Here is an 18952-nt window from a genome sequence, read left to right as displayed (position 1 = left end):
TGCGGTGAACTGCCGATAGGATATCGCGTGTCTCTGTGATCTTCCACGGGGAAGATGTGGATCGTCTCATTCGAGTGACATCTCAACCTTCCCAGCACACCTGCCGTATGCTGTTTGGTCTGCTACCTCTGCTGAAGAGGCAAGGCAGCCAGTGCTACCCGTGAGAGATGGTGGGACATGAAAGTATCTGGGAGCAGAAGGGAGTTTTTGAACGATCTTTCAGCCTCTGCCGCTTGATGGAGAGCGGTTTGTATCATTCCGATGGCGTACCATCGTGCGCCTGAGTAATCGTTGATCTCCGTTGCAGGTTCAACGGTGGCGAGACTGCTTTTGAGCTCGGTTGCAGAGCGGTCCGCATCGTCTGTTCCCAAGGCTTGTTCCGCTTTGATTGCCCAGACGAGGTTAGAGAAGTGTTTATTGGCCGCGGCTTTCTTATAGAGCATTTCTGATTCCTGAGGCTTGCCGCAGGTTCGCGCGATCTGAGCCAACCTGAAGTACGTTTGAGATGAACCGTTCGGCTCTGACCCTGCCAAGAGAGACTCTGCCTGAATGCATTCCCCTGATTTGGAACTTGCTTCAGATTGCATCAACTTAATCTCGAAGAGAACTTGTCCCGAGGTGATGCCACCCTCTTCCCTTGGAAAGAATCGATCCTTGAAGAGCGATAACGCCTGCTCATATTGCCCCGCCTCCGCTCGTGTCAAGGCAAGTTGGTAGACGAGGTTTGCCGGCATCTTCGATTGTGGCGCATCGGTCAGAGGATAACGAGAGAGCGCAGCGGCGCGCTCCTTTGCACCGACGCGGGTTAGACTCATCGCTTGATCCAAGCCGGTATAGATCTCGGCGTTGTCCGGATCGTTCTGGACACCCTCAAGAAAAGAGGGGAGTGCGAGTTGAGTATTCCCTTTGATTTGAAGCCAGGCTTTGCCGAGATCCAGATCGACGATGGGCAGATGAGGAGCGAGCTGTTTTGCCTCGGTCCAATGCTGAATTCCCACATCGTACAAGCCCTTGGAAAAGAGTAGCGTGCCAAGCAGGTAGTGAGCCGTCGCGTCCTTATTGTTCGCAAGCAGTGCGTTTTCCAGTACCAACCGGTCTGTCTCCGTGGAAGGGAAGACCAGGTTCGGCGAAAGCTGCGCAGCCGTCTTCCAACCCTGACGGGCATCGGCGCCAAGTTTTTCTCTGCAGTAGGCAGCGTAGTAATGGACCAGAGGATGACTCTGCGGTAAGACAGAGCCAGGCTCACTCTGATCCGCCGGGACGGCCGGATAGGTTTGGTTCAGGATCGACAACGCCTTCTGGTAGAGGCCAAGTCGCATATACTCCGTTGCAACTCGAAGCACGCGATACGGATCGGCGGCTAGATGTTGTAAGTCCGGAGCGCCGATCTCTAGCTTCCAGAGGTCGCTCGTCGGGTTTGCCGCAAGGCCAAGCTGAGCCAGCCTGTCTGCCTCTGCGGCGTTTCCCAGAGCGCGTGTGACGGCTTCCATCTCCTCCTGTGCGAGTAAGTCGTTCGGTGCGGCTTCGACGGCCTCTTTGAGAAGGATATAGGCTGTCTGAAGCTGTCCCTGTTGGGCTTTTAACTCTCCGAGCTTCCTCGCTGCCGGAGCTCGCATAAGGGCCTGGCGATAAGCGATGTCGTAAGCCGCTTCTGCCTCTCTACGATAGCCTAGTCCTTCTTCTGCGACTCCCAGGTAGTATGCCAACACCGAGTTGGGAGTGTCCTTTTTTTGTGCGGCACGAAGCAGTTGTGCGGCCTCCGGATAATGCTGGAGCGATGCCGCAAGTCTTCCTGTCGCCACCTGAAGCGAGAGGCTTTTGGGATATATCTCCAGCGCTCTATGGTAGGTTGCACTTGCGAGTAAGACCTTTCCATTCAGCTCCTGGTCCGTGCCGACCTGTAGCCAATCGTCTTCCGATCGCGCGGCAGGTGCAGGAGCATGGTAGCTCTCCTGAGGCCCCGTTTTGATCGTCGGCTCCGGATCCCAATCGTATTCACCATCGGTCTGCCTCAATAAAGATCTGCCCTCGTGGTCTTTCAGCTCAAAGGTCACTTTTGCTGCATGATCTTTGGTCGAGACCGAATGCGACCATGTAGTCTCAGGGGAGAGATCTAGAACGCCGCTCCACAGCGTCTGCCCATTTTGAGTAAAAGATAATCGAGCTCCTGGAACTCGCTCGTTTACGTTCAAGACGGCTGATACCGACGAGTCATGTGCTGCCAATCGCACCACACCGGCTTTGTTCGCCCGCGAGATGCCCTCTGTCCCGCGTACTGGCATCCAGTACTCGCTAAACCGGATCGTCTGCCCGGGGTCCAGAAACGCATAGGTCTCCTGGTTGCGAAAGAGTCCAGCCTGCACCTCGACATAGGCGCTCTGGTCGTCGGAGAGAGCCGTACGCCATGCGAGTCCGTCCGTATCCGATCCCCACGACCAGATCTTCTTCGCAGGAAGATCCCGATATTCCGAAAACTGAGCTACTCCGGCGTTGCTCTTCGGATGCCAGACTCCCATGAAGGTTTCATGGCTGCCATGCGAAAAGTAAGATACGGGCCCATCGGTGTGATTTCCTACGAAGCTTAAATCTTTTCCGCCCGCTCGAAGCACCGGCCACGGATAGACGTCGGTGAAGCCGTGTGAGGCAGCGAACCTCATCGGGTATTCGATCCGTGAATCGTCCCACACCTGCACGCCGGCGTTGTCCCACCAATAAAAGCGGTGGCGAACGTCGCTGCGGTTGTAGAGCGTGACGCGCTCTTCGATCAATGTGGAGCGGGGTCTCAGAATCAGCTCCACGTTCCACTGCATTCCATAGGGGCGATCGATGTTACCGATCGTTATAGATGCACTTCCATCTGAGTGGGTCGTATAGGCGAAGTCGATTGGTGACAACGACGCCCAATTGTGGGAGACGGGAAAGTTATATTCCACGCCGAAGGCCGCCCACGCGCCGCGATGCCCAATCTCCGCCTTCTTTATCGAAGAGTTCGCATAGAACATCGAGCGTCCGTTGATCTTGTCGATGCAGGTATAAAGATGCCCACCGAGATCCGGCAGTACCGTGCATTTTAGATATTCATTTTCGAGGAAGAGCGCACGCCAGACATGTTCTTCCTTCTCCCCGGATAGATTCGTTCTGAGGGTGTAAGGGTAATTGAACTCGGTGTTGGCATAGGTATCAAAGGGGGGATTTGGATCGGGATGGCCTTCTTCATAAGTAGGCAGCGTGAGCGTTCCCTGCCAGGCCTTTGCTTGGGCGTTGAGCGAACGTTCGGTGAGGGAAAGGACGCCAGCGAGCAATATCCAGAGCACAATTTTCATAGATCTCGTTTCGTCCAAAGCTGTCTTCGGCTGGAGCGATGTCAGCTTTGTTCAATATCGCTTGTGCATCCATAAACTCATGTCGCTCAGCGGTTAACTAACTGTAGGACTTTAAAGCCCTGCAGTTAGGATGTGATAGCCGTTTCCAGCGTTAGTAGGACCTGACTCGTGCAGAACTTTTCTCATCAAAGTAGTTCAACGGCGTTTGTTCTATCTACAGCCGCAGATGCCGTATGAAAACTTCACGAGATATCAGACCGATGGATACTCCCTTCTCAAGACCTGGTGTAGCTTATCCCGATAAATCACACGATAGATCCGCTACTTTATTTGCGAAGACTATCTTATTGTTTGCTTCTTAGACATTATTTTGATACTTTGAGCGCCACTCATATTACCGCCTTTGGTAGATGCCTAATAAAGGGTGCATGAAAGGGTCTCTCCCTAGATCGATTGCAAAATCAATGGGATCGTTTTTCGTTCTTTCCTTAATTCGAGCAATTGAGAGATTAGTTTTGTAAACAAAGATCGACAGCCGAGCAGTTCGTTGCACAAAAGTTCAGGGACGGCCCGCAGAGTTTTAGGAGGTTCCATGAAAAAGCAACGAATGCTGGCAATGTTCAGTATCTGCTGTGTCGTGTTGGTTCTCGGACTTGGTTTGGTCCAAGCGCAGACGGTGACCGGTTCGGTACGAGGTGTGGTAACAGATCCCACCGGAGCAGTAGTCTTCGGCGCGAAGGTTGCTATCAAAAACGTTGATACTGAGGTCGTCACGTCCACAACGACTGGGCGGGCGGGACTCTACAGCGTTTCCTTTCTCACTATTGGCAATTACACCGTTACTATCACTGCACCAGGATTCGGGTCTACGTCCGCAGGCCCGTTTGTGCTTCAAATCGATCAGATCGCCAAAGTTGATCTACAACTGCAGATTGGATCCGCAGAGAGTACGGTTGAGGTAGCAGCCAACGTAAGTCCCATTCTCAATACGGAAAATGCCACACTTGGAACAAGCATCAGTTCTAATACCCTGGAGAGCATGCCCTTGAATGGATTGAACGTCACCTATGCCGCCATGTTTGTGCCAGGCGCGGTCAATCCCACAGCCGCTTCAATGGGCGGGCTGGAAGGCTCGTACCGCAACACCTCTCAAGATGGAGTTCCTTCCTTCAGTGGCAATCGAAAACAGGGAAACAACTTTGTCTTGGACGGTATCGAGATCAATGAGACGATCGCCAATACGAGCGGATATAACCCTTCCCCTTACTCGCTTCAGGAGATGCGTATTATCACCGGCAATGCAGATGCTGAGTATGGAAACGTAAATGGTGGCGAAGTCATTATGGTTACCAAGAGCGGAACCAACCGTTTCCATGGCAACGCATTCGAGTACTTTAAGAACCAAGATCTAAGTGCCAACAGTTGGGGTAATAATTACAGCGGAGTTGCGAAGGGAAGATTTACACAGAACCAGTTTGGAGGGTCTATCGGTGGTCCTATCTTCAAGGACAAACTATTCTTCTTTGCTGATTATGAAGGGCTGCGATACAACATTCCTCCAAGTGAATCTCTTTCAAGCGTGCCTGATGCATTGGAACGTGCAGGAGATTTCAGCGAATTATTAAGTATTGAAGGAATCCAGCTCTATAACACGTCGAACGGAACTGGAGCCGCGACGCCGTACCCAAACAATCGTCTGCCAGCTATCAACAACCCGGTGGCCAGATATCTGTTTGCTCATCCCGCCGCCCTCCCATTACCCAACCATGCCCCTCTTGCGAATACGGTGACACAAAGGAACTATCTCGGATTTGTAGCCTCTCGAAATGTGAACAATCAGGTTGATGGGCGTATCGACTACACCATCAACCACAGCGACACCTTGATGGTCAAAGGTTCCTATGGGGACGCTCATGACGAGCAGACACAGGTACCGCTGCCTATCAACTTCCCCATGAAGAATGACTATCCTTTCTATATGGGCGTCGTCGATTGGATCCATACCTTTTCTCCATCTATCGTGAATGAAGTTCGGGTTGGATATTCACGGGTGGTTCAAAGCGTTGGGAACGTGACGGATCCTAGTGGCCTCTTTGGAAGGAACGGCAATGCAACGGTCGGAATTCCTTTTGCAAGTCAGCCTATTGTTGGATTTAGCCTCATGAGCATTGGTAATTCGGATAACAGCACCTTTGGCGTGCTCAACTCCGCTGGGCAGATCGCTGTAGACAATAACTTCAGTTATGGGGACAGCCTCACTTGGGTGCACGGCCACCACATCACGAAAGGCGGTGTGCAACTTGTTCGCTACCAACAAAATTACTTCAACCCCAGCAACCTAGGTGGACTGTTGGGAGGTTTCAGCTATACAGGAGCCTACACCTCTCCAAATGGTGGCGCATCGGGTGGAGACGGGTACGCGGACTTTGAATTGAATGCTGCCCAGAGTGCCTCTGTGAGTGGACAGAGCGGCCCATTCGGACAACGGCAATGGCGCGATGCGGTCTATGTTCAGGATGACTGGAAGATACTTCCCAATCTGACTTTAAATATTGGTCTGCGATACGCCTACGATCAGCCGAATTACGAGGTCAATGACAAGATGGTCAGCGTCGATTTGCAGAAAGCTTACTTCGCGCCAGTGACCACCCCGATTGCCTCGCTCCTGAGATTCGCTGGAAAGGACGGCAACAGTCGCGCTCTCGTGAATCCGTACTATGGACAAGTTATGCCTCGAGTCGGATTCGCGTTGCAAGTGGACCCCCGTGCGGTTCTGCGCGGAGGCTATAGCATCACCAATGCGATGGAGGGGACTGGAAATGGTCTTCGTATGACGCAAAATGCGCCGTTCCTCACTTCATTTACCAGTAACGCCACGACTCCCTCGCCGACCAGTGGCGGAGGACCTTTGCGGGTAGAGAATGGATTCGCGTCGGCTACTCCTACTCCCGGCAACGGAACACAATATGATGTCTGGGATCCTAACTTTCGCTCCTCGTCGGTTCAGCAATTCAATCTTACAGCGCAGTTTATGGTCGCCAGTAAAACCACTGCGCAGATGAGTTACGTAGGAGAGCTCGGACAGCATTTGGCGGTTCCCGTGCTCATCAATCAGTACATCGCTCCTGTACCCGCTTCCTGTCCGGGGGATACCAGTGGATCTGGATGCGTAGCCTTGGTTGCGCCTTATTATTCATTGGTCGGTGGAAACAGTCAGATTGTAGAGACTACCTCACGAGGAAATGAGAAGTATCACGCGTTGCAGACTACTCTCCATCAACAGGAGACCAATGGACTGGAATTTACGTTCAACTACACATGGTCGAAGTCGATGACAAATAGTCCCGGCGGTTTCTTTGGTGTTAACGGAGTGATCGGAGGTTATTCTTTTTGGCAAAATGCATACGATCCTCGCGCGGATTACGGACGGTCCAACTTCGATGTGCCCAACAACTTTAGTGGAACAGTGGTCTACAACCTCCCTATAGGCCGTGGGAAGAGATTTGGCGGGAGTTGGAATTGGGTTACAGACGAGGCGCTAGGCGGTTGGGAACTCGCCGCGAATGCGCTGTTTGCCAGTGGGTTTCCAATTAATATCTATCAGAATTCGAACGACAATTTGAATACTGCCGCGGATAGTTTTAACTATAACGGTGTGAGCAGGGTCAACCAATACTTCAAGCCGAGGCTTATCAATCGATCTCCAGCTCACTGGTTTGGGACCGATGCTTCGGCGGTACCATGCACAACCGCTGGCTCTAAAGTAAATAGCCTGGGAGCGGCGTGTGCCTTTGGTCTGACCTCGTTCAATCAATTCGGAAATAGTCAGAACAATACAGAACGTGCTCCGGGATCCAGGAATATAGATCTATCGCTCTTCAAGGCATTTCGTACAAAAGGAGAACAGGTCATCAAGTTTCGTGTAGATGCTTTCAATGCATTTAACATGGTAAGTCTGGCTGCTCCACGTTCCCGTGTAGGTAGCAGCACCTATGGTGTAATCACCAGTGCACTTTCTGCGCCGCGGCAGTTTCAGTTTTCTGCTGTCTATCAATTTTGAGATTGATTTGCTGTCGTCAGATCATACGTTGGAGCAGCGATTCGCAACGTTGGAAGTAAGCTGGATCGTCGCGACGCATGCGCGCTTCGATACGCTGTCCGACGCCTGAGTGGCTCTTGGAGCCGCCGAGTAGATGTGTGAATCCAACGCGTGCGGCCTGGTTTGAATCAAGCGAATCTTCAAAGGTCGGAAAGAGATATTGAATACCTACTCCCCGGAAGGGTGAGGTGGGATGAAAGCGATGGAAGTCGATGCAGGCTGCAAGCGAGAACTGCTCGATGAGCATGGTGAAACATTCTTTTTCTGCAAAGAGATTCCAGGTGGGGCGATGGGCGGGATTGGTGGCGAGGTCGATGGCGAGCCCCGAGTAGTAGCGGAGGAACGGTATATCGCAGCCTCCGAGAATACCGCAGTTTTCTTCACGGAAGCGCTCCGGATCGCGGGATCGCATCCACTCCCATTCGGTAGGGAGCTGAAGATCGTTCGCCGAGAATACCTGTTCGATCTCTCGCGGACCGAAGGCATCATGAATCGTGTGAAAGTGTTCGGGCGACTGGGCTACGACCGGGGCCACCTCCAGATGCTGCGGAAGGCGTTTCCACAAGAAGACGTCTGAGTCGATGTGCAGGAAGGGACGGTCCTGAAGGTTATATGCAACCAGTTTGCCGAGAGCCCACCAGCCAATATCAACGTGCTGGAGGCGGTCGAGTTCCGTGCTGACCTCGGTGAAGGACAGACCGAGTTGATCGACAAGAAGGCGTTTACCCGGAGTATCGGTGATAAGGACTGTCTCTGGATAATGCTGGCGAGCGGTGTGCAAGGAAAGTCCCCAAGCGAGCATGTGATGGAGAGGCCGTGCCCATATCTTGCCTTTGTAAGCATTGAAAGGGTGACTCCAGAAGGACCAGACAGCGCGCATTGAAGCATCTCCATTCGTCCTGATCTGTAAGGTTAGCGAGGAATTTCAATGGGAGGAGGTGTGCCGGTGAGGGTGAAGTTCGCTGCCTGACTGCTCGTAAGAGAGACGGCGGAGACGAGACTGGCGGTGAGAGTGAAGGTTAGAGTATTCCCCAATCCGGTGGCACTGGAACCAGGGTTGGCGATGACGTTGATGGGAAAGGAGACTGCCGACTGATTCTGGCCGATCACAACAGAAGGCTGGACGTTGACGATGGAGCCGACTCCGCTCACTCCGGTAAGAGTAAGAGCGACCGTAGTCGCGGCAATGGCGGGGTAGGTGACCTGAAGAGTGGCCTGCAATGTAACAGGCGTCTTGCCTCCCGGTGGTATGAGGGCGATTTTGCCGCCGGTTACATTGACCTGGACGGCGGGGTTATTAATCGTAAGGCTTGTGAGGTTGAGCGTAGGAGCAACGAAGAACCAGCTTTCGAAGTCGCTGGCCTTTTCGTCGTTAGTGGAGGGGAGTTGGAGGTCCATGCGGGAAGTTCCATCGGTACGGGTGGCGGGAGTACCGAGGACTGCGCCATCGAGGTATAGCCGGTCACTGCCATTCCCAGCGAAGATGTTGCGTCCCGCGAGCTTGATTCGGATACGCCCAAACTCTCGGAAGGGAGCGCCGGGGAGCAAAAGAGCATCGAGGAAGAAGAGTGTCTCCCACTGAATGGCGGGTGCGTTGGCGAAGGGGATATTCCAAAAGATCTGGTTGCTCTTGACTGTGATCTGCGAGTCGATGACGGTGAGACTGTGCAGAACGGTCGGTTGAAAGCCCACGCCCGCGCCGACGAAACTCCGAGCTTGGTCGGCGCGGGCAAGAGCTGCTTCGAGGACGACGCTGAAGATAGATGGATCGACAGTGCTGGTAGGTGGTGAATTGAGGGTGATCGTAAGACCTCTTGCGGCGAGCTGATCGAGAGTTATCACGTCGTCGTTGTTCCAGTCGATGGCCGTTACGTGGAGAGCTTTGGATTGCGTGTTGACCAGTTCGGTGAGCGGAGAGAACAGGCTTCGGCAATCCTGTACGACTGGCTGCTGCGATTTTGGGTCCCAATGAATGCAGGCAAGTGGAGCGCGATAGATGGGAGTTCGATGCGGCTGCTGGAAGGCGGCATCATCGGAGCCGCATGGAGGCCAATCGATGGCGCCCGAGGCAGTTCGGGCAGGGATGAGCCAGAAATCACCGGAGGCGTAGTCGCCCTCAGTGAATTGAATCTGGATACCGTTTTCCAGACCGATCCAGGTTCCAGGAGAAAGGGGAATTCCTGTGGCGGTGAGGGTTGCACCGTTCTGATCCCATCGCCGTAGACGGGCGTTTTTCGTTCGATCGACCTTTGAAGCGGGCGCGGTAGTGGTGATGGTGCGCCGCTCGGGAGTAGTGCTCTGTATCTGGAAGAGATCTCCAGGCTGGTTAGGAGCTATGCCGAATAGGTCAAGGTCGTCCGTGAGTTCCACCCATTGACCCGGACTGAAGCCAAGATTGGCATCGGGGCCGAGGCTATCGACTTTTATGTCGGAGCCGAAGACGTCGGTGACCGCTGTGACGACGGAGCCGTTCTCCCGCGACCACTTGAAGGTGGCCTGGGATCCGGTGCCGCCGTGATGGATTTCGATGCGGTAGAGCTGGTTTTCCAAACCGCGAAAGCCCGCGGAGGGGGTAGGCTCGCAGGAGCAATCAGAGCCGCCGTCATTCGTCTGTGCGGTGAGACGACCGCTGGGCTTGGTCTGCGCGGGAAGAGTCATGGAGGCGCAGCAGTCGAGCGCAGCTTGAGTCGTCTTGCTGGACTGCAGGTCAACTGTGGCTCTGTCGGCGAGGGAGACGGAGTTAAGGACAGCGCGTTCATCGACGACCGTAACGAAGCGTTTAATATCTTTGAGAAGCCCCGGCCGGTTCAGAAGATCATCGATCGCGGAACTGACTTGTGTCTGCGGAGCAGCGAGGGAGGCTACGACACGCCAGACGGTCTGGCGACGGACAGTCGTATCAGCCTGTCCGAGCGCAGGTTCTAGCAGACAGGGATCTTCGAGACTTGTAACTAAGCGTTGCCAGACCTCGAGAAAGAGCTGGAGCGACGCGACCTTACCGTTACTGAGTTGGTTGAGTAGATCGGATGCTGAGTTCATAGGACCCAGGAGAAAGGGCTGCGCGCTGTAATCGATCGGTGCCGGGCTTTCGCAGAGGATGCCATGAACGTAGTATCGGCCCGCACCGATAGAGATAGAGCTGCCAGAAGCGGAGATGGCGAAGCCTGCATCGTGAATGGGACCGCCGAAGGGTCCTATCATGTCGATGACTTCGGTGTCACGGATGTGTTCGAGGATAACGCTCTGTTCGTTGGCGTCGGCGTCGAGTGCGACGCGGCCCTGCTGCTCAAGGACGGCAGTGTAGTTTTTTTTCGGATTGAAGCGAATACGACTGAAGTCGCCTTTCATGAGACTTTCTCCTTCTTTCTTAGCGGTGCACATGCAAACGAACAGGCCCGATGGAGATGCAAGGTTAGATCAGTCCTGCGCCAATACCGATGAACCAGACCTCGTCCAAGGCGTCGTCGTCGCAGCAACTGGCCTTTCGCGGCAGCCCGTACGCGGACGGAAAGGGAATGGGATGTATGAGAGCAGACCGGCTAGGCTCAAGGAAGACACCAGACTCCAAGCCGAAGGGAAGGAACTCGGGGGCACGCAGTTGGACGTTGCGGATGGCTTCGGTCTCTTGAAGCATGTTGTATGCGCCCATCTGCGAGCCGTCTGAAGCGCCTGTCCAGATGGCGAGAGGGACATCTCCAGAGAGCAGTCCGTAAGAGGGATGGCCGTAGTGAAGAGTTATAAACTTCGGCTCGAACGCACCCTCCTGAGCGACTGTCTCAGGCAGGCAGCGATAACGGCGTGGGGTGAGCGAGTCAGACGGAACAAAAGAGAAGCGGACGCAACCGCTCTGACGTCGACTGCACCAGACGGCAGCAGCCCATGGGTCGTTACGCGCGCGGCGGGCGATGAAGATGGTGTTGGAGGCGAGCTCCATAGTGTTAGTCCGGACCTTTCCAATGATGGTGGAGTCCTCGACGTGAAGATCGGCTCCCTCGTCGATGAGATCGGAACCGGCGTACGCTGCGCAGCAGGGGCTGTCTGCATCCACGAAGCTGGAGCAGATGCGAGTTATTCCACCGAGAGCAGTAGCTATAGGGCCGGAGATCGAGCGGACGAGTGAGAGGTTCGCTCCAATCGCTTTGTTGACAATGCTGGGCTCTCCGGGCTGGAACTGCGCGCCGGAACTCGTGAGCCCGAGTCCAGGGACGAGGGTGCAATCGAGCAGTGACAGGTCGACGGGATCCCCCGAGAGAGTGATGGAACCAGCAAAGCAGATGCCGCTGAGGAGAACCTGACCAATGGGTTGCTCTTCGCCTTTGGAAGTGAAGCTCCGAGCGCCTTGAACTGCGATATTTCCATGGACCGTGGCGCGGGAGTTGTTGAAGTTCAACATGACCTCGCCGGTGTTTGTGGTGTTGAGGTGAGCAGAAAGGATCATGAGACGGCTGGTCGCCGGTACCGTAACGACGGGAATCTCAGGGCCGGTAAAGAAAGACTCGAATTCGGGAAGGACGATTTGGCCGACCGATCCTCGAGGTGCGAGGTTCCAGGCAGCGATCGCATCAGAGAGCGTGGGTGTCGCGGGAGACCCGACGAACGCAGTGAAGCTGAAGTGAGCCTTGATAAGATCCGCGAGGCTTACCGTGCGATCGTAAGAGCCACCACCGATCTCGGCGGGAAAGCCGTAGTTGAAGCTAAGGCGAAGGTCGGAGGGAACAGGAACTTCTGTACCGAATGCGATACGGCCAAGAATGGGATCAATGGCGATGCGGCTGGCCGGAGTGCAGTTCCACCGCCCGGTGATGGATGCGGGATCGTTGGACAGATCCCGAACGCAGATGCTGGCTCGATCAATAAGGACTCCGTCGAGAAAAAGAGCGAGGCTCTTGTCGGGACCATAGATCTGGGGTGTGTCGCTCTTCTGATCTGCATGAAGTTCGCGACGGGAGATGGGTTGGGGAACGTCGAGCCTCGTGGTGACGCGGCTGAAGGACTCGCGTTTCAAGAGGGTGTTGAAGATCGGCGCATCCTGCCCGAGCGGACTGAATTTGTAACGGCGATCGTCCACCCGGAAGGCTGGTGCATGTGTGACAGGAAAGCTTTGCCAACGCCAGAGGTAGATGCCGACGTCGGGAATATTGAAGCGGCCAGGACCGTGAAGATCCACTTCGAGCGGTGTGGCATCGGGGGTGGGGTGAGCACGCAGGCGTGGAGCGATGCGGCGCACATCGACGGTTCGATTGAGTCTGTCAAAGGCGGAGCCCATAGTTTCGAAGTGCTCGCCGCGACGGAGATCTGTCGTTGCAACGTGGTGTGGCCGGACATTCCGCATGCTCTCCGTCGTGATGAGACGTTGGAAGTACTCTACGGCGGCGGCAGGGCGGCTTGATACATCCATCGATACCTGCTCGAGAGCAAGGAGGGTGCCTTTGCGGCGGCGGTAGCCGATGGTGTTAGCAATCTCCGCGCGACGGCCAGAGAGGACTCCGGCGATCTCGTAGATCGTGCTTGAACCGACGAGGTCACCGATGTAGGGAACGACCCAGGGTGCGCAGGTCTCGATGAACTCGTCGTCATAAAGCTGACGAATATTCTCTTCGAGCACCGCGCCCTGCGCGGCGATGACGGAGAAGAGAGCAAAGAGAGGCGATCCGTTTTCGACATCTCGCGTGCGATAGATGGCGGGAAGAAGAGCATACATCTGTTTGGCATCGAAGCTCATGACCACACTCTCAGGTTGGCGATCGAGGCCGGATCGAGGAGTAGCATCTCGGCGGGGGACGGGACGGTGTTGCTACCGGTGCTGGGTGCGGACGCTCGGAGGACGGGCGCAAGGGGCGTTGTAGATGTGGCGCCCTGCCGGTTGAAGGCGGTGAGCTCAAGCGCGATGACCCCAGGGACTTGCTGGATGATCTGGATGATCTCGCTCTGCGCGACGCCTTGTCCAAGTAAGCGACGTTCGAAGGCGAAGTTGGAAGTAAGGTCGTCCCAGACTTGCGCGAGGACGAGGGTGGGGTCATAGTTTGCGCGGTCTACGCGGATGCTGGCACCGATCTCAAACAAGATCGGATAGAAGGCAGCCGCCTCGATAGGAAGGTACGGATTGCCGGATGAGCGAAGAGCCTTTACGAGGTTGAGCAGCGTCGGATCATCCGCTTTAAGAATGGCACCTCCTGCACCTGCAATGGTGAGGAAGATGCCACGGTTCCGGCCGAACCAAGTCCATGTCGCAAGAGCGGTAGCGATGCCCGCGAAGGCCAGCGCGAAGTTCTGATAGTCCTCGAGCGAAACGACGCGTTCGAGGGTGAGAGTGTGAAGCGGTGCACTCTTGCGGGCTGCTTGTGCAGTATCCGGATCGGCTCCACCGCTTGCAGGATCTGGATTGACAACGGCGCTCAACCCTTGGGGTCGATCGACAGCTTGTGAGAGCTGACCCGCGACGACCATACCCGCCGCGCCGACACCCTTGCGGTAGGTGGTACGGATATTGAGCTGCCCCGTGGGAGGACGTGCGCCTTCGACGCCATCGCCGAATTCGACTACAACCTTGCCGTCATAGCCGATGTGCGTAACGAAGACGCGATCAGCAGGATGAGAAGAGAGAAGATTGTCGACGTTGCCCCACTTCAGATTGTTGACCCACACTTCAAGTGTAGATTGCGCCCCGCTGCCGATAGGTGAACTCAGGAAGGTAAGGGGAGATTGCTTGAGGGCTAACTTAAGGTGTGGATTGGTGGCGTCTCCACTGCCAAGGATCTCGTGCATGGTCTCGCCATGTGTGGCTAAGACGACGTTTGCGTTCACGGTGACGGTCGAGCGGTCATAGATTCGGTCGAGTGGTTCGCTTAGGGTCAGCGTCGTGATAGCGCCGGAGATGGAGGTTTCGCTGATAAGGACGGACTCGCTGACGACACTATCTTTCTTGCCGGCGGGAAGAAGTTGCAACGACGAACTGCCAGGATGGAGGGAACCGGCGACTCCTTCAAGCGTAAGGACCTGCCACGTCGTATTTCCGGCAACGTCGATGGTTGGAGGGAAAGCCTCGACGATGAAGATCTGGCCCGCAGTAACGGGTAGACTGCCTGAAGTGTGATCTGGAACAAAGGAAGCCCCAATGGCGATAGATAGAGTGAGGCGGAGACGCTTGCCTGAGATGGCGATAGCATCGCCAGAGTGGATGCGTTGCCCCCCAACCAGGTCAATGTTGGTGCCCTCCATCGGCCTCAACATATGTTCTTGCCTTGGGTACAAACTACCCAGATCCCAAGAGATAAGGGGCGGCGCCGCAGGGATGAGTAGATTGCTCTGAACATAAGCGGTGGTATTCCGAGTATCGGTGACGATGCTCGCGAGGACATCATCCTGAGAGACCGAGGTGAGGGAACTGACGAGTTCGTCTAACCTGCGTTGCTGTGGGGCGGTAACTTCGCTGACGAAGTCAGAATTATGCCAGCGCAAAGAGTTGAGTCGAGTATCTTCGAATTGACTAATTTTATCGACAAGCCGATTGAGAGACGCGACAGACTGCGAGTTGTTGACGAGCACCTGGCCATCATCCAGTACGAGATGCGATGTCTTGGAGGTAAGGGTATAAAAGTTTGGTCCCGTCTCGGTGGCGTCGGTGATCCGAAATAGAGCGGTGTAGCTTCTAGAGACGAAGACGGCCCATTGAGACTCGCCATTGTGGACAGGTGCTAGACCGGGGATGGAGCTATCGAGATTGATCTCACCACTGTTGCGGGAGTACTGAAAGGTCCAGTCGTCACCTACGTCTTTGACATCGGGAAATCCGGGAAGGGTCTTGGACTGTGCAGGGTTACTGCTGCTGTTGAAGATCGACCAGGGATTCGGAGCTTGTGAGCCGAAGAGCGCAGTCTTCTTACGCAGAACGTAGAGAAACGTATCACTGCCCGAGGGAAAGCTATCGGCGATGGGTTGGTTCCATTGGACGAAGGTGTTTCCGGAGACCGGGTCAAGAGTGACGGCAGAGATCAGATGGAAGTCTGCAGGCCCAGAGGATAGGGATGTGTGAAGGCTGTCGCTGACGAAGAGAAGCGCGTCTCCCACTGAGAGATTATTGGCATTGCCAGCGATCCATGTGGAAGTGTCGCCGGGTGAGATAGTCCATGGCAGAGTCGTCTGCGGAGAGATTGCATTTGCAGCGATGGTGGCGGTGACGTCTGCGGAGGTCTCAAAGGTCTGGGGCTTCTCGCCGGGACCGGGAACACTTTGAACGCGGCTGCCTGCTGGGATGAGAACGTTGTCCGGTGAACCAGGCGCGTCATTGAGCGTATAGGCAAGGTACGCGGATGCCGAGACCCCGGGTGAAGGAACGAATCCGACGAGAGCTGCGAGGGAAAAGACGGAGCGCTGGTCCAACGCAGTCCGTAAGAAGGCTTCGTTCGCAAGCCGCTCCTGATAGAAGCTGAGGATGTCCGCCACGACTGCGTAACTGTCGATGAGAGCGACGGTGAAGTCAGAAGGATCGCGAGTCCGAAGCGCACCGAGAGCGAGGAGTTCAGGATCAGAGAGTGCCGCGAGCATGCTGGCGTTGAAGCTACTGTACGTGCCAACGCGGTAGGCGATGCGGGAGAGGCCGGAGCGATTGAAGATGAGTTGCGGAGTCTCCGGACCCACGCCAGCGCAGCAGCCACAGAGCTGCGGGAGATTTGATTGGCAAGCACCGTTCATTTGCCACCATCCATAGCGAGAGCGAATAGACCGTGGTCGAGGCGATTAGGATCGTTGTCGCAGCGGGCGATCTCAAGACGGCGCATGACCAAAAAGCCCGTTGAAGTGCCGTCGATGGATGGATCGTCCATGCGGCTAAAAGTTGCGAGAGTGACAGAAGTGACCCCTTCGACGGCTTGTGCCGCAGCTATAAGAGGGCTCGCGTAGATGGTTTCCCCAAACGTAAAGTGCTGAGAATTAAGAAGGCCGGACTGTCCGCTGCATTGGTCGCCGGTGATGAAGAGGTGCATCAGCGCGTCGCTTACCTCGCTGCGAAAATGTGTTGGATCAACGCAAACGTTCAGGGTGATACGAAGGCCGACGATGATAGCGCCCTCTATGGCAAAATCTGTACCTGTCATACGGAAGAGATTCAGACGCTTCTTTGTGTCGTGGATGAGACCAGGCGATGGAGCTGCTACAGAGGCGGTATCGATGGAGATGAAGGCGGTGTACCAGCTTCCGGTCCATCGCAAGGTGCCACGAGCTTCGGCGATGGCTGGATCGAGGATGGCCACGGCGGCGTAGTCGTCTTCTGTCACGGCGCGGAACTGCGTCCGAAACGCGAACGGTGCACGCTGGCGAATAGAGACGATCGACTCGGGATCGACACCGCCGGCGGCTGCGAGAGGATTGCGCACAATCTCGATGCCAGGGACATCAGTGAGGATATGGCCGATGGTGTCCCGGCCTATGTTGCCAGCAGCTCCATTTCCAATGCGATAGCGGGCGGTGAACGACATTCCAACCTCTGCGGCAGCGCCATTGACTCCGTCTCCAAAGCGAAGAAAAGTGGTCCCGTCTGCCTCTATTTCGGCGACGCAGCCGCGCTGAGCCTCACGAGTAGAGAGTAGATCCTTGACGACGGGCCAATCGTTAGCTTGGTCGTCCCGGATTTGTAACTGCGGGCGGACAGTTAGATTTGTGGGGGTACTGAAGAACGCAGATGCAGGTGCGGAGGGGTTGAAATCAGCCGCAAAGGTGAGTGGAGTTCGAAGAAGCTTCGGAAAGTAACGCGAACGTGCTGCTTGAACCGGACTATCGGAGTCGCAGGTGCAGCTTGAACCTTCAACCGGCGTGGATGAAAGTGGTGGAACCGCCTGTAGTTCTTCGAGATCAATCCATGTTCCATGGTCGGCGGGAACCATGTTTCCGCGAGCCACACTGATGTCTGAAAGCGGAGGTGCCTTAGGCGGGGCGTCGGCCGTGGAAGAGATGCAGAGCGGAAAAGGAAGAGCATCTTCAGGAGCCCACCACACACGGGTGATCGCAGCGCCGGTAAGTGGATCGGAGAGTACGCGGTTTGCGAAGTCAACCGTCTGGACGGCGGTCAGACGGACGACCCAACGCTTCGATGGGTCCGCATCGTCGGGATCACCGGTGTGGGGGCCAAGAACTTCTTCAAATAGTAAGACGGATCCGGGCTGGAGAGTGTCGATGGTGTTGACGAAAGTTGTCTCCGTTGTTCCTACAGGCAGGCAGCAACCAGAATCTCCCCACGTATAAATTTTAATTTCATTCTGCTGTTGATACAGCTTCGTCTCTTCCATCGTGGCGAAGGCAAGAGAAGAGTCGGTTGTAAGCTGTCGAGCGTGTAAGCTCGTTGGCTCAATGCTGGGAGGGAGACTAGGAATGCGTGGGAAGAGGCGCGTGCCCGCTGGTAGTACAGTGCCGGTGCCTGCGGCCCTGAGATAGATCCATGTGCGAGCATTTGAGCCTTCGCTGATCTGATAGTCGACGAGCTTTGCATGACGACGCATAGAGATGCGGCTACGCGCAGTGCCGATGTAAGCTTCGGTTCCAACGGCGTCCTGCTGGTAGCTGAGACTGTCTGCGGTATAGGCAAGAGTCTCAACCATAGCCATACCTAGATCGGAAGCATGGGTCTCGGTCCACTGCGGCGAGAGGACGGCGAGTCGATCGAGAAAGACCTGGCGGAAGGCCTCGTAGTCTTTCGCAAGATAGTTGATGTCTGGAACAGCTTTGTGTTCTGGAGGACAGCAGTTATCGGGAAGGCAGTCGGAGACCGTGGGGCAGTCCGCCTTAAAGGAGAAGTCAACGGCTGAGAGTTGTGGATCGACTCCGTCGGGAGGATCAGCGGTCGCGGCGTTGGCGTGGAGCGAAAGATTATAAGTCGAAAAGTCTCCTCCGTTTACAAGTTCAACTGTGAGGAGGCGAGGATTGTTCGCAGTAGGTTGTTTGATGGAGACGATGGTCGCGAGCGCCTGAGAGGAAGCTCCTCCTGAAATGCGAATCTCGTCGATGGAGAGGTAAAGAGGGCGAGCGTCTTTGAGAAAGGTAATGAAGAGGAGTTTGCCGCAGTCGCAACTTGGCTCCGCGCTGCAGACCTCTAGGAAGTCGATGCCATTCAGCGTCGGGTGCTGCAGAACTTTGGAACGGCGACTCTTTTGCGAGCAGAAGAAGATCACTGGGCTATACCTCCACCATAGACGAACTGCTCTGTATGCAACTGCTGCGTCTGGATGAGTATGTAACGCACGGTGATGAGAAGGGTCGAGTCAATAGCCTCGACTACGACCTCTTGAACGCGAATGAGATCCGACAGCCACTGCTGAAGCGATGCCTGAATCACCTGTTGCTGCGCAGCAGCGAGGACATCGCTGTTGGGGGAGAAGACGAGCTGGGCAGTGCCGGTTCCGAAGGTCGGACGGTTAACGCGCTCACCCGGCGAGGTGAGGAGGATCTGTTCAATCATGTTCCGAACATGGCCGGGCAGGTCGATCCGTGCTGTCCAGCCGCTACTATCGAATTGGTAAGGGTATCGGAGGTTCATGGCGGA

Annotated in this window: 8 protein-coding genes; 1 reads left to right on the top strand and 7 read right to left on the bottom strand. The window is 55.3% G+C overall.

What is annotated here, in order from left to right:
• Positions 1 to 122 precede the first annotated feature (122 nt).
• Positions 123 to 3323 (bottom strand): DUF5107 domain-containing protein, encoded by a 3201-nt coding sequence (locus HB393_RS02480; protein ID WP_213803544.1) that lies wholly within the window; start codon positions 3321 to 3323, stop codon positions 123 to 125.
• A 592-nt stretch (positions 3324 to 3915) separates the two neighbouring features.
• Here HB393_RS02480 and HB393_RS02475 point away from each other — a divergent pair.
• The gene (locus tag HB393_RS02475; RefSeq protein ID WP_255550717.1) at positions 3916 to 7383 is read left to right on the top strand and encodes a TonB-dependent receptor; all 3468 of its coding nucleotides are present in this window, start codon (positions 3916 to 3918) and stop codon (positions 7381 to 7383) included.
• Positions 7384 to 7399: 16 nt separating this feature from the next.
• Here the strand turns inward: HB393_RS02475 and HB393_RS02470 are convergent, their stop codons facing one another.
• The 6 genes from HB393_RS02470 to HB393_RS02445 form a co-directional block, all read right to left on the bottom strand.
• Positions 7400 to 8302 carry a DUF6734 family protein gene (locus HB393_RS02470; RefSeq protein WP_213803543.1) on the bottom strand — a complete coding sequence of 301 codons (903 nt, stop codon included), beginning with the start codon at positions 8300 to 8302 and terminating at the stop codon, positions 7400 to 7402.
• A 32-nt stretch (positions 8303 to 8334) separates the two neighbouring features.
• Positions 8335 to 10770, bottom strand: coding sequence for a DUF6519 domain-containing protein (locus tag HB393_RS02465; RefSeq protein WP_213803542.1), 2436 nt, complete (start codon positions 10768 to 10770; stop codon positions 8335 to 8337).
• Between the two features lie 64 nt (positions 10771 to 10834).
• Positions 10835 to 13144: a hypothetical protein gene (locus HB393_RS02460; protein ID WP_213803541.1), complete on the bottom strand. Its 2310-nt coding sequence runs from the start codon at positions 13142 to 13144 to the stop codon at positions 10835 to 10837.
• Entirely contained in the window at positions 13141 to 16113 is a 2973-nt protein-coding gene (locus HB393_RS02455; protein ID WP_213803540.1) for a putative baseplate assembly protein, read from the bottom strand. Before HB393_RS02455 ends, HB393_RS02460 begins: the two co-directional genes overlap by 4 nt.
• Complete coding sequence (locus HB393_RS25600) at positions 16110 to 18581, bottom strand: baseplate J/gp47 family protein (RefSeq protein ID WP_213803539.1); 2472 nt, start codon at positions 18579 to 18581, stop codon at positions 16110 to 16112. The genes HB393_RS02455 and HB393_RS25600 overlap by 4 nt, the downstream gene beginning before the upstream one ends.
• A complete protein-coding gene (locus tag HB393_RS02445) occupies positions 18578 to 18946 on the bottom strand; it encodes a GPW/gp25 family protein (protein WP_213803538.1) in 369 nt (122 codons plus the stop codon). The genes HB393_RS25600 and HB393_RS02445 overlap by 4 nt, the downstream gene beginning before the upstream one ends.
• Positions 18947 to 18952 lie beyond the last annotated feature (6 nt).

Source organism: Granulicella sp. dw_53, from assembly GCF_018449545.1.
Lineage (GTDB): Bacteria > Acidobacteriota > Terriglobia > Terriglobales > Acidobacteriaceae > Edaphobacter.
This window is presented reverse-complemented; position numbering and strand designations above follow the sequence as displayed.